This window comes from Allosalinactinospora lopnorensis (assembly GCF_000981225.1).
GTDB lineage: Bacteria > Actinomycetota > Actinomycetes > Streptosporangiales > Streptosporangiaceae > Allosalinactinospora > Allosalinactinospora lopnorensis.
This window is the reverse complement of sequence record NZ_LAJC01000205.1, coordinates 1-364: the sequence shown is the minus strand read 5'-3', so window position 1 is coordinate 364 and position 364 is coordinate 1. Positions and strand designations below refer to the sequence as shown.

The window sequence follows — 364 nt, the reverse complement described above, 5'->3', positions numbered from 1 at the left end:
TTGAATCCTCCCTTCCTTAAAGGGAGGGGATTCTTGGCGCACGTTGGCTGCGGACCGGCGGCCCGTCAGCTCTTACACGAGCAGCATCAGCCGGGTTGCGACCAGCCCGGAGGAGCATCACGCGGGCGGAGTTCTTGTCTCTGGAGGAGACGACTCCGCATGCGGTGCAGGTGTAGGTACGTTCGGACAGCGGCAAGCGGTGCTTGGTTCTGGCTCCGCACTGCGCGCAGTCCATGGTGGTGTGCGCCGGATTGGCGAGGCGGATGTCCCGCCCGTGCTTGTGGCCCATCTCGATCAGGGCCGTCTTCGTGGCGCCGATCGCCGCGTCAGCGGCTTTGCGGGCCATGGTGGTACGGCTGAGGAA

General features: G+C 65.4%; 1 protein-coding gene. It reads right to left on the bottom strand.

The genetic code is table 11. The features are described 5' to 3' along the window. Window positions 1-16: 16 nt before the first annotated feature. The coding region (locus tag VS93_RS28790) for a zinc ribbon domain-containing protein (protein WP_156185037.1) at window positions 17-364 on the bottom strand (348 nt) is incomplete at its 5' end.